Origin of the sequence: Streptosporangium heterodermiicola (genome assembly GCF_051390675.1) — a bacterium.
In the GTDB taxonomy this organism is placed as follows: Bacteria; Actinomycetota; Actinomycetes; order Streptosporangiales; family Streptosporangiaceae; genus Streptosporangium.
The window spans coordinates 111015-122877 of record NZ_JBPJSR010000019.1 but is presented as its reverse complement, the minus strand read 5'-3'; the positions used below and the strand labels follow the sequence as shown (position 1 = coordinate 122877).

Here is an 11863-nt window from a genome sequence, read left to right as displayed (position 1 = left end):
TCGAGGGCCGCGTTATCGTCACACTGACGAAATGAACGGCCTCTAATGAACCCCGCGAGGAGGCGGCTATGAGCATCCCGGCCATTCCCCAGAGGTTGACCGCTCCCGCTCCGGGCTGGACGGTACGGGCGGACGTGGTCGTGGTGGGCTCCGGCGTCGCCGGCCTCACCCTGGCGCTGCGGTACGTCGCCCTCGACCCCGGGGCGAAGGTCCTGGTCGTCACCAAGGACGTCCTGTCGTCCGGCTCGACCCGCTGGGCCCAGGGCGGCATCGCCGCCGTGCTCGACCCGCGAGACACCCCCGAGGAGCACCTTTCGGACACGCTCGTCGCCGGAGTCGGACTCTGCGACGAGGAGGCCGTCCGGATCCTGGTGACCGAGGGGCCCGACGCGCTGCGCGGCCTGATCGCGGTGGGCGCCAGGTTCGACACCGACGCCTCGGGGGCGCTCCAGCTCACCAGGGAGGGCGGCCACCGGCGCGACCGCATCGTGCACGCGGGCGGCGACGCCACCGGTGCCGAGGTGCAGCGGGCGCTCGTCCAGGCCGTCGCGGAGTCGGGGATCGAGGTGATCGAGCACGCGCTCGTCCTCGACCTCCTCAAGGACGCCGAGGGCCGTACCGCGGGTGTGACCCTGCACGTCATGGGCGAGGGCGAGCGCGACGGGGTGGGCGCGGTCACGGCGGGGGCCGTGGTGCTGGCCACCGGCGGCATGGGACAGGTCTACGCCGCCACCACCAACCCCGTCGTCTCCACCGGCGACGGGGTGGCGCTCGCGCTGCGCGCGGGGGCCGTCGTCAGGGACCTGGAGTTCGTCCAGTTCCACCCGACCGTCCTGTGGCTCGGCGAGCACTCCACCGGCCAGCAGCCGCTCGTCTCCGAGGCGGTCAGGGGCGAGGGGGCCGTGCTCGTCGACGCGGACGGCACCCGGTTCATGCAAGACGTCCACGAGCTCGCCGACCTGGCCCCCCGCGACGTCGTGGCCAAGGCGATCATGCGGCGGATGCGCGCCACCGGCGCCGACCACGTCTACCTCGACGCCCGCCACTTCGGCGAGGAGAGGTGGCGCACCCGCTTCCCGACGATCCACGCGGTCTGCCTGGAGCACGGCATCGACCCGGTCACCCAGCTCGTCCCCGTCGCGCCCGCCGCCCACTACGCCAGCGGCGGCGTCCGCGCCGACCTGCGCGGCCGTACCAGCGTGCCCGGCCTGTACGCGTGCGGCGAGGTCGCGTGCACCGGCGTGCACGGCGCCAACCGGCTCGCCTCCAACTCCCTGCTCGAAGGCCTGGTCTTCGCCGGGCGCATCGCCGCCGACATCCACGCGGTACGGGCCGCGCGCGCCGGGAACGCGACACCGGTCGCGGGTGGGCCCGTGGCGGGCGAGCCGGTTCCCGACGACCGGCCCACCGGCCTGATCGACCCCAGGGCCCGGACCAGGATCCAGGCGCACATGAGCCGGGGCGCGAGCGTGCTGCGCGGCCAGGAGTCCCTGGGAGAGGTCGCCAGGGCCCTGCTGAACCTCAGGTGGACCCCGGTGACCGTCGAGCCGTGCACCGAGTCCTGGGAGACCACCAACCTCCTGACGGTCGCCTCCGCGCTCGTGGCGGCCGCCCGCGAACGCCGGGAGACCCGGGGCTCGCACTGGCGGGAGGACTTCCCCGAGCGCGACGACGCCTGGTGGCTGGGCCACCTCGACACCACCCTGACCGCGGAGGGACCCGCCATGACGTACGTACCGCACGGGCGGCGCGTGACCGCGCTGCCGCCCCAGGTGGAGAACGACCTGGTCGAGGCGGGCCTGGACCCGGCGGTGGTGACCGCGATCCTGGAGGCCGCCGAGGCCGAGGACCTCCAGGACGCGGGTGACGTCACCAGCGCCGCCACCATCCCCGCGGACCAGACCGCCACCGCCGACGTGGTGGCCCGCGAGGACGGCGTGGTCGCGGGGCTCGCCGTGGCCGAGGGCGCGTTCTCCCACCTCAGCCAGGGCCGTCTGGTGGCCGAGCGCAGGGTCAAGGACGGCGAGCACGTCGCCAGGGGGGACGTGCTGATGACCGTCACCGGCCTCACCCGGGACCTGCTGACCGCCGAGCGCACCGCGCTCAACCTGCTCACCCACCTGTCCGGCATCGCGACCCTGACCGGCCGCTGGGTCTCGGCGGTCGAGGGCACCGGGGCCCGGATCAGGGACAGCCGCAAGACGCTGCCCGGACTGCGGGCCCTGGAGAAGTACGCGGTCCGGTGCGGCGGCGGAACCAATCACCGGATGTCGCTTTCGGACGCGGCGCTGATCAAGGACAATCACGTGGTGGCCTCGGGCGGGGTCGCCGAGGCGTTCCGTGCGGTCCGCGACGCCTATCCCGGCCTGCCGATCGAGGTCGAGGTCGACCGGATCGACCAGATCGAACCGGTGCTGGCCGAGGGAGCGGAGGAGATCCTGTTGGACAATTTCACCGTCGAGGAGCTGGCACTGGCCGTACGGCTGGTGGACGGCCGGGCACGGCTGGAGTCCAGCGGGGGGCTGACCCTCCAGGTCGCTCGTGACGTGGCCGAAACAGGTGTTGACTACCTTGCCGTGGGCGCGCTCACGCATTCGGCGCCGGCGCTGGACATCGCCTTGGACCTTCGGGGGAATTGATGCTGCTTGCCATCGACGTCGGCAACACCCACACCGTTCTCGGGCTCTTCGAGGGCGAGGACGTCATCGAGCACTGGCGGATCGCCACGGACGCCCGGCGCACGGCGGACGAGATCGCCGTCGTGCTCCAGGGGTTGCTCGGCCAGTCACCACTGCTCAAGGGCGCCGACGTCAACGGCATAGTGATCTGCTCGACCGTCCCCTCGGTGCTCAACGAGATGCGCGAGATGTGCCGCCGCTACTACGGCGACGTGAACGCGGTGATCGTCGAGCCCGGCGTCCGCACCGGGGTCCCGGTCCGGATGGACAACCCGAAGGAGGTCGGCAGCGACCGCATCGTCAACGCGCTGGCGGCCATCCAGCTGTACGGCGGCCCGTGCGTCATCGTCGACTTCGGGACCGCGACCTCCTTCGACGCCGTCTCCGCCAAGGGGGAGTACGTCGGCGCGGTGACCGCCCCCGGCATCGAGATCTCGGTGGACGCGCTCGCCGCGGCCGGGGCGCAGCTGCACAAGGTGGAGCTGATCCGCCCCCGCTCGGTGATCGCCAAGAACACCGTCGAGGCGCTCCAGGCCGGCATCATCTACGGCTTCGCCGGTCAGGTGGACGGGATCGTCGAGCGGATGGCGGCCGAGCTCGCCGTCGACCCCGACGACGTCACCGTGGTCGCCACCGGCAGCGCGGCGCCGCTCGTGGTGAGCGAGGCGCGCTCGATCGACATGCACGAGCCCTGGCTCACGCTGATCGGCCTGCGGCTGATCTACCACCGCAACGCCCCCTGAGGGCACCGCGTCACGGAGGTACCCCCCTCCCTGCCGCACGACCGGTTGCTCATGTCGCGGGACCGGTTCCCCGCGCGGCGCGACCGGCTCCCCGGCGCCGCGCGACCGGCTTCGCGTGTCGCACGGTCGGTTTCCGTGCCGCGGGACCGTCTCCCGTGCCGTACGACCGGCGAACTCACGAGGTTCGCCGCATCGGTACCCTTTGGAACTGTGACCGATGACGTGACGAATCCCGCCGAGGATCTGCCCGAGCAGATGCGCGTGCGCCGGGAGAAGCTCGACCGCCTCCGTTCCGAGGGCGTCGAACCCTACCTGGTGAACTTCCCGCGCACCGCGACCAACGCCGAGATCCGCCAGAAATACGCTGATCTCTCCGCTGACACCGCGACGGGCGACAAAGTGGGCGTCACCGGCCGGGTGATGCTGTCCAGGACCGGCGGCAAGCTCTGCTTCGCCACCCTCCGCGACGGCTCCGGCGACCTCCAGGTCATGATCTCCCTGGACCGGGTGGGCGAGGAGTCCCTGGCCGCGTGGAAGCGCGACGTCGACCTCGGCGACCACGTGGGCATCGAGGGCGAGGTCATCACCTCCCGCAGGGGCGAGCTGTCCATCCTCGCCGACCGCTGGGCGATCACGTCGAAGTGCCTGCGCCCGCTGCCGGAGAAGCACCTCGGGCTCACCGACCCCGAGGCGCGGGTCCGCCAGCGCTACGTCGACCTCATCGTCAACGACGAGGCCAGGAAGATGGCCCTCACCCGCAGCGCCGTGGTCAGGGCCGTCCGCGACTTCTGGCACGAGGAGGGCTACCTGGAGGTCGAGACGCCGATGCTCCAGCCGATCCACGGCGGAGCCACGGCCAGGCCCTTCAAGACCCACATCAACGCGTACGACATGGAGCTCTACCTCCGCATCGCGATCGAGCTCTACCTCAAGCGGCTGGTGGTCGGCGGGCTGGAGAAGGTCTTCGAGATCAACCGCAACTTCCGCAACGAGGGCGCGGACTCCACCCACAACCCCGAGTTCACGATGCTGGAAGCGTACGGCACGTATCTCGACTACAACGACATCGCCGACCTGACCCAGCGGATGATCCAGAAGGCCGTGCTGGCCGCTCTCGGCCACTCCGTGGTCGTCCACGAGGGCCAGGAGATCGACCTCGGCCTGGCGAAGTGGCCGCGGATCACCCTGTACGGATCGGTCTCCGAGGCTCTGGGCGAGGAGGTCACCACCGAGACGCCCCTGGAGCACGTCCGCAAGCTCGCGGACGCGCGGGAGATCCACTGGGACGCCAAGTGGGGCCAGGGCAAGCTGGTCCAGGAGATCTTCGAGGCCCTCGTCGAGCACACGCTCGTCCAGCCCACGTTCGTCATGGACTATCCGCTGGAGACCTCCCCGCTGGCCCGCGTCCACCGGGACAACCCGCTCCTCACCGAGAAGTGGGACCTGATCGGCTTCGGCACCGAGCTGGGCACCGGCTACTCGGAGCTGAACGACCCGATCGAGCAGCGCCGCCGTCTCACCGAGCAGTCCATGCTCGCCGCGGGCGGCGACGTCGAGGCCATGCAGCTTGACGAGGACTTCCTCACGGCCCTGGAATATGCGATGCCGCCCACCGGCGGCATGGGGCTCGGCATCGACCGCCTCATCATGGCCTTCACCGGCAGGAACATCCGCGAGACCATCCTGTTCCCGCTGGTCAAGCCGACCGCCTGAGCCCGTCGGGGCGGTGCGGAAGGACGTTCTCCCGGTACGGTGGCGCCGGGCCCCGCAGCCGGGCCCGGCGCCACCGCCATGAGAGGCCGCGTCGCCGCGTCGCCTCGTCGCTTCGGCACCGGGCCCGGCCCGCCGCCGTCACGACGCGGTCCCGCACCGGGGGCGCGTACCAGGGGGCGAACCGGAGCCGTGAGCCGCGCGCGACCGGGTCGCGGCGAAGTCCGGTTCCCCGATAGTCTCCGGGCCGTCTCCATCGCCCCCGTCGCCCCCGGGCCCTTCCTCGCGGAAACACCCCGGGGCTCCGGGGCGAGGCGCCCTCGGGGATCCCCGAGGATCGGGGTGGGGCCTCGTGGAAGCGTCCCAAGGCGCCGAGGCCGACCCGGCGGGTGGGAAATGCCGGCCGGGCTCATGGTTCCGCGCAATGTTTGACGCATTTCCGTACGGTGCAGAAATCCCTTTCCAGTATGTCCAATATCGCCCGGGCATCCTGTCGCCGTCACGTGGTACTTCGCGAATGCCGCAAAGCTGCACGCTTGACCCTCACATTTCCGCGTTTTTCATGGTGTGTCGTCAAGGTGGCAGGGGCATGGTTGTCGGAGAGCGTCGGGAAGAGATCAATTTTTTCCGAGAAATGCGGGCGGGCCGGATCCCGAGGGGGCGGCTTCGGAGTGCCCGGCGGGACGGCGGTTCCGGCGAAACCTTGTTCTGCCAGGACTTCGTTCGCCGCAGCCAGGGGGTGCTTGCCGGCTCGTGCCTGCGCTCGATCATGACATAGCCGCAAAGGCACTGACATATCATGAGTACTTCACGTAGCGCCTGCTATGTCAATACTGGACGCACGCTATGAAGAGTGGAACTTGACGACCTTTGAACAAGGCGTTTACCGTTCCTGGCGGACGGTATTCATTTCCGGCGTCTCGCGCCCGGTTTCCAGAGTGGGGGGAGTGACTCTTGATGGCATATCCAGAAGTGGATTCACGCCATGGCGACAGCCCCCTGGGCATGAGCGATATCGGTCTCAGCGACGACGACCTCGTGCTGCTGGCTGAGCTCGCCAAGGGTGTCACCGTCGATCGGGTGGGGCGTCGCCTCGACATCAGCGGCCGGACGGTCAGACGCAGGCTCAGAGGCATCTGCGACCGCATCGGCGTCGCCACGGCGATCGAGGCCGTGGCCTGGGCAGCTCGTCGCCGCCTGATCTGACACACCGCACGCGTGTCCGGCAGGTCGGGCCGGACACGCGTGCGGGCTGACACGCGTGCGACCCGGCCCGGCCGTACGTGGGTCCGATCGCGGTTCCTCCCGCGAGCACGCGCTCCGGGCCCCGCGGCCCCGGCCCGGCCGTACGCGAATCCGACGCGGATCCGATCGTCGGCGCCGGTTGCCGGTTCAGGCGGCGATGCGGACGCCTCCGGCGAAGGGCCGGTTGTCGATCGTGGCGATGTGGACGACGTCACCCGTCTGGGGCGCGTGGACCATCAGGCCCGCGCCGATGTAGATCCCGACGTGGTGCAGGTCGCTGTAGAAGAAGACGAGGTCACCGGGGCGCAGTTCGTTCCTGGTGACGTGGGTGCCCGCGGTCCACTGGTCGCCGGTGTAGTGCGGCAGGCTGATGCCGACCTTCTGGTAGGCCCACATGACCAGGCCGGAGCAGTCGAAGCCGTTGGGACCCTCGGCGCCCCAGACGTACGGCTTCAGCTGCTGGGTGAGCGCCCAGCGGGTGGCCTCCGCGGCCTTGCCGCTGCCCACGATGGGCACGTTCGTCCTCACCCGGGCGCCCCTGTTGCCGACGGCCCTGGCGCGCACCTCGCTGAACAGGTCGCTCTCGACCCGGTCGACCAGCCGCTCGATCTTGGTCCGGTTGCCGTCGATCTCCGCCAGGATCTTCTTGACCTCCGCGGTCCTGGCCTTGGCTCCGGCCTGGGCCCGCTCGGCGGCCTCGATCGCCCGGCTCACCTGGGCGACCTCCTCGCTCTGCTGCTGCTGGAGCGCGTAGTTGGTGGTCGCCTGGTCGAGGAAGGTGTCGGGATCGGTGGCCTGCGTGAAGACGAGCCCCGAGTTCAGGCCGCCCGACATGTAGGTGCTCTGCGCGAGGAGGGTCGCCTTGGTGCGGCGGGCCGCCAGCTCGGACTCGCTCGACGCGAGGGTCTTCTTGGCGCTCTCTGCGGCCCTCTGGGCCTGCCTGAGCTTGACCCGCTCGCCGTTGTAGCGCTCCGCGAGGGTGCCGATCTCCTGGTGCAGCTTCTCCGCCTGTTTGGCCAGCTGCTGGAGGCTGGGCTCGGGGTCCGCGGTGGCCGCCACCAGCGGGGTGCCGAGGGTCAGGGTGGCGAATACCAGGCCGACGACCGCCATGCGACGGCGCAGCCCTCGTGGCGCGCGCTCTCGGCAGCGGGTGTCGTGACCCGCGTGCTCTCCTCCGTGGTCGCGCGTGCGCTTCACCAACAGGCTCCTTCTCCTCGGCCGCCTACCGGGTTAGCTGACGGGTTCGGGCCGGAGGCAGCCCTACCGGGTGCGCCGGTGGCACTCGGATTCACCCCGGAGGACGTGGTGGGTCCCCGGTTCCCTGCGTGGGGGGATTCGGCGGGTCAGGCTTTTTACGTCTCTGACATCGAGCACGGAGATTAGTGCACCTGTGGTTCCTGCTCAACCAGAACTGCGAATTCAGTAGAGGTTTCGCAACTGAGGTGTCACGAAAAGATCACACCTCAATATGATCAACATGGCCATTACGCTGCCTTTGCCTCCCGTGTGACGGGTGTGATGGAGGTCTTCCCAGGTCCGGGACCGTGCCAAAGGTGAGTTGCGGCACACGGGAGGCGCCGTGCACCGAGCGTGGTAAAGCGACTGCCAAGGGTCACGTGCGGCCTGCGAGCTGGGAGTTAAGGAGGAGCCGTAATTGAAGACCCGTGAGGACGTACGCTGAACGGTCATGGAGCAGCTTGCTGAGCATTCTCCCGTGCCGGTCATTCACGCCCCCGGCGACGGGGAGCGGCGCGCCGAATCCGCGGGGGCGGAGCGAGGTTCGCCCGGGCCGGGGACGGGTTCCGAGATCACGGTCCGCCGCGCCCGCACCCAGGACGTCCGGGCCGTCAGGCGGCTCGTCGACACCTACGGCGGCGTCGGCCGGCGCCTGCTGGAGAAGGCCACCGTCACCCTGTACGAGCACGTCCAGGAGTTCTGGGTCGCCACCGACGCGGAGGGGGAGGTGATCGGCTGCGGGGCCCTTCACGTCCTCTGGGAGGATCTGGCCGAGATCCGCACCGTCGCCGTCGATCCGACCCGCAGAGGAATGGGGATCGGCCACCGGATCGTCTCCGCGCTCATTCGCACGGCCGCCGAGCTGGGCCTGCGCCGGGTCTTCTGCCTGACCTTCGAGGTCGACTTCTTCGCCCGGCACGGATTCCGGGAGATCCAGGGCACGCCCGTCGCCCCGGAGGTCTACGCCGAACTTCTCGCCTCCTACGACGAGGGTGTGGCGGAGTTCCTCGACCTGGAACACGTCAAGCCCAACACCTTGGGAAACACCCGGATGCTGCTGCATCTGACACGGGAGCCAGACTCTGATGACTTTAGAGCTGACTGATCGGAAAGGTGACTGTTGATACCTATGTCGATACCTTGTGCAGCAGCATGCATGTGCGTCTGACATTTGCCACATGCGCAGTCTAAGTGAGGTGACGCGGTGAGCACCGGACAGCCGCCGTATCCACAGGATGATCCCGACCGCGATCGCACACCGTCGGGGCAGCCGGATTACGGACAGCACAACGCGGGTCGAGGCCCTGGCGGACTCGACCCCGACGTGACAGTCGTGGGGTACAGGTCGGAGGCCTCACAGCCGAACACCGGCCCCGGACAGAGCCAGCCCGGATACGGCCAGCAGGGCTACGGGCAGCAGGGCTACGGCCAGCAGCCCGACTACGGCCAGCAGGGTGGGTACGGCCAGCAGCAGGGTTACGGCCAGCAGCAGGGCGGGACCGGCGCGTACGGGCAGCAGCCCGGCTACGGCCAGCAGTCCTCCCACGAGCAGCAGGGCTACGGCCAGCAGCAGGGGTACGGGCAGCAGGGCGGGACCGGCGCGTACGGCCAGCAGCCCGGCTACGGCCAGCAGGGTTACGGCCAGCAGTCCTCCCACGAGCAGCAGGGCTACGGCCAGCAGCAGGGGTACGGGCAGCAGGGCGGGACCGGCGCGTACGGCCAGCAGCAGGGCTACGGTCAGCAGCCCGACTACGGGCAGAAGCAATCCCAGCCCGGTTACGGTCAGCAGCCCGACTACGGTCAGCAGCAGTACGGCCAGCAGCAGGGCTACGGCCAGCAGCCCGACTACGGGCAGCAGGGCTACGGCCAGCAGCAGCCCGCGTACGGGCAGCAGGGCTACGGCCAGCCGTACGGCGGTCCTCCCGGGGCCCCCGCCCCGCTCGCCGAGTGGTGGCAGCGCCTGCTGGCGAGGATCGTCGACGGGATCATCCTGGCGATCCCGTTGTTCATCATCACCGCGGTGCTGACCGCCGTTCTCGTGACGCAGGCGAACTTCAACACCGAGACGGGCGCCTTCACGGAGCCGGGCGGCGTGTTCCTCGCCAGCCTGCTCACCGCCCTGATCACCGGGGCGATCTACATCGCCTACGAGTTCTTCATGCTCACCCGGGGCGGGCAGACGGTCGGCAAGATGGTCATGGGCATCAAGGTCGTGCCGGTCGGCGGCGCCCTGCCGCCCGGCGGGCTCAGCTCCGACGTGGCGCTCAAGCGCGCCGGAGTGATCTTCGGTCCGCAGCTCCTGAGCTGGGTCCCGTTCTTGAACTACGTGGCCAACATCTTCTCCCTGGTGAACGTTCTGTGGCTGCTGTGGGACAAGCCGCTGCAGCAGGCCCTGCACGACAAGGTGGCCGGAACGGTCGTCGTCAAGATCAAGTAGTTCCCTGAATAACGGGGCCGGCGGTTGAACCGCCGGCCCCGTTTTCGCGTGCGGGCGAGAAAACGAGGGGCCTTAGGGGCTCCGTATGGGTCCAGGGGTCCACGGCCACGGAAGCGCAAAACCATTTGCCGCGCCCTGAGCAACGCGGGGGAACTTATGACCGAGTCTCGCCCCGCTCGCCGGAATATTCGCGTACGGTGCCCACAACGGGCTCACCGGCGCCTGTGGGTCCCCTATGAGGCGTCAATGCCGGATCCGCCGCCGTCGGGGGTTCGCGCACTACTCACCGAATGGTCTGCCCGGCGTGCCTCCGGCATCCTCGGCGATCCCGTGCCGGATTCTCTTCTTCGCCTTCCGTCGCGCGTTCAGGACAGCCGGTGAAGGCCTTCTTACGGACCCGGATCGGGGGCGCGTGGTGTTGGCGGGGTTGTCCGGGGGACTCATCGTGTTTGGTGGTTATACGGTCTACGACTATGTACTCCGTGCCAGAGCGGGTCGTACTCTTGGCAAGAAAGTGTTGAAGATCCGTCTTGTTCCATACGCTTGCGTCACATCGGCCCACACCGGGGTGATGAAGCGAGCGGCTCTCCGTCCGGGTGTTCCGTCAACGGCGGGCATTCCCGTGATGAACCCGCTCGCGGCGATCTCCGGTTCCATGGCGAGGTGCCGTTCGTCCCGGCGGGCAGGCCCCTTCATCAGCGGTTTCGGCGCGAGGAGGCCGACGGCGCGGCGGCCGGGAACCCCGCGGGCATTGGTATTACGGAGACGGCGATGATCACCTGATCGCCCTGTCGGTTTTTCCTCACGGCTTTACGGCCGCAACCGGTAAGGCGGCTGGAGAGAAGCATTAGGCTGGAGAGAGACGGACATGGTCGCCCCTGCTGACGCACGTCGCCGGCCGGTGGCGCTATGGTCATCTGTGGGCGGTTCCAGACCGATCGGGCGTGCCTGCGCGACCCGGGAGTCGCCGCCACATTTCCATGGTCCCCAGAAAGCCACCCACGGTGCGGAGCGAGGACGAATGTACGACGTATTGTCCGCGTTGATACCCCCGGCGGTCGTCGGCGGGGCCTTCATCTTCGGAGTCGTCAAGCTACTTCGGAGTGAAGCCGTCGGCCGGCGTCCGGCAAAACGACCCGACCCGGAGTCGCAGAAGAGCTGATCCACAGGTGCCTCGACTGCGAGTCTCGGTTGCCTGTGAGAATCGCCGGGCTCCTGGAATTGCCGCTCTTCGATCGCGGGTATATGTTTAGCTTGCGAATGAAACAATACCCGCGAAAGGATTGTGTAGATGGCCAAGCAGATCCAGGAGATTCTCATCGACGACCTCGATGGGGGCGAGGCCAATGAGACTGTCGCCTTCGCGATTGACGGCACCAGCTATGAGATTGACCTGAGTGACGTTAACGCGAAGAAGCTCCGTGACTCCCTGTCGCCTTTCGTGCAGAGCGCCCGCCGGTCCGGCGCCCTGGCTCCCCGTCGCCGCCGCGCAGGCGGAGCGCGGGCGCTCACGCGAGAGAAGAGCGCCGACATCCGGGCGTGGGCGAAGTCTCACGGCCTTAATGTCAGCGAGCGCGGTCGAATCGCCTCCAAGATCGTCGAGCAGTACGAAGCGGCTCACTAGATCGGCTCAGCGGATCGAGTGAATCATGCGGTTATGGCGGTCACGGTGGGGTCCGGTGGCGGCCATGACCGCATGATGCGTTTCGCCGACAGACAAACGTCGTTCGCTTGCGGCGTAGCGGGAACATCCCGCCCCTCGTAAGTAGTTGGATGGAGGGTGAACGCCCTGCTCTCGGGGAACGTCTTCTGCA

Annotated in this window: 8 protein-coding genes and 1 riboswitch; of the genes, 7 read left to right on the top strand and 1 reads right to left on the bottom strand. The window is 68.9% G+C overall.

The features are described 5' to 3' along the window. The first annotated feature begins 68 nt into the window (after window positions 1-68). The 4 genes from ACSC1Q_RS33040 (at window position 69) to ACSC1Q_RS33025 (ending at window position 6337) form a co-directional block, all read left to right on the top strand. Entirely contained in the window at window positions 69-2639 is a 2571-nt protein-coding gene (locus ACSC1Q_RS33040; protein ID WP_436762616.1) for an L-aspartate oxidase, read from the top strand. Next, on the top strand, window positions 2639-3421 hold the full coding sequence (locus ACSC1Q_RS33035; RefSeq protein ID WP_350972521.1) for a type III pantothenate kinase: 783 nt from the start codon (window positions 2639-2641) through the stop codon (window positions 3419-3421). Before ACSC1Q_RS33040 ends, ACSC1Q_RS33035 begins: the two co-directional genes overlap by 1 nt. 255 nt (window positions 3422-3676) lie before the next feature. Continuing rightward, complete coding sequence (gene lysX / locus ACSC1Q_RS33030) at window positions 3677-5134, top strand: bifunctional lysylphosphatidylglycerol synthetase/lysine--tRNA ligase LysX (protein ID WP_436762652.1); 1458 nt, start codon at window positions 3677-3679, stop codon at window positions 5132-5134. Between the two features lie 1002 nt (window positions 5135-6136). After that, a complete protein-coding gene (locus ACSC1Q_RS33025; protein ID WP_030905642.1) occupies window positions 6137-6337 on the top strand; it encodes a helix-turn-helix domain-containing protein in 201 nt (66 codons plus the stop codon). 186 nt (window positions 6338-6523) lie between these two features. Here the strand turns inward: ACSC1Q_RS33025 and ACSC1Q_RS33020 are convergent, their stop codons facing one another. Continuing rightward, the gene (locus tag ACSC1Q_RS33020) at window positions 6524-7573 is read right to left on the bottom strand and encodes a C40 family peptidase (protein WP_436762615.1); all 1050 of its coding nucleotides are present in this window, start codon (window positions 7571-7573) and stop codon (window positions 6524-6526) included. Between the two features lie 8 nt (window positions 7574-7581). Next, window positions 7582-7727, bottom strand: a riboswitch (cyclic di-AMP (ydaO/yuaA leader). A gap of 456 nt (window positions 7728-8183) precedes the next feature. Between ACSC1Q_RS33020 and ACSC1Q_RS33015 the strand changes: the two genes are divergently transcribed. From ACSC1Q_RS33015 to ACSC1Q_RS33005, 3 genes are all read left to right on the top strand, one after another. After that, window positions 8184-8717: an amino-acid N-acetyltransferase gene (locus ACSC1Q_RS33015; protein ID WP_436762651.1), complete on the top strand. Its 534-nt coding sequence runs from the start codon at window positions 8184-8186 to the stop codon at window positions 8715-8717. A gap of 228 nt (window positions 8718-8945) precedes the next feature. Then, window positions 8946-10049: an RDD family protein gene (locus ACSC1Q_RS33010; RefSeq protein ID WP_436762614.1), complete on the top strand. Its 1104-nt coding sequence runs from the start codon at window positions 8946-8948 to the stop codon at window positions 10047-10049. Between the two features lie 1291 nt (window positions 10050-11340). Beyond that, window positions 11341-11673 (top strand): histone-like nucleoid-structuring protein Lsr2, encoded by a 333-nt coding sequence (locus ACSC1Q_RS33005; RefSeq protein WP_012895497.1) that lies wholly within the window; start codon window positions 11341-11343, stop codon window positions 11671-11673. The last annotated feature ends 190 nt before the right edge of the window (window positions 11674-11863 follow it).

Bases quoted from the DNA above. Each gene is read 5' to 3' on its own strand.
- ACSC1Q_RS33040 (WP_436762616.1), top strand. From the start codon at position 69: ATGAGCATCCCGGCCATTCCCCAGAGGTTGACCGCTCCCGCTCCGGGC.
- ACSC1Q_RS33035 (WP_350972521.1), top strand. From the start codon at position 2,639: ATGCTGCTTGCCATCGACGTCGGCAACACCCACACCGTTCTCGGGCTC.
- lysX (WP_436762652.1), top strand. From the start codon at position 3,677: ATGCGCGTGCGCCGGGAGAAGCTCGACCGCCTCCGTTCCGAGGGCGTC.
- ACSC1Q_RS33025 (WP_030905642.1), top strand. From the start codon at position 6,137: ATGAGCGATATCGGTCTCAGCGACGACGACCTCGTGCTGCTGGCTGAG.
- ACSC1Q_RS33005 (WP_012895497.1), top strand. From the start codon at position 11,341: ATGGCCAAGCAGATCCAGGAGATTCTCATCGACGACCTCGATGGGGGC.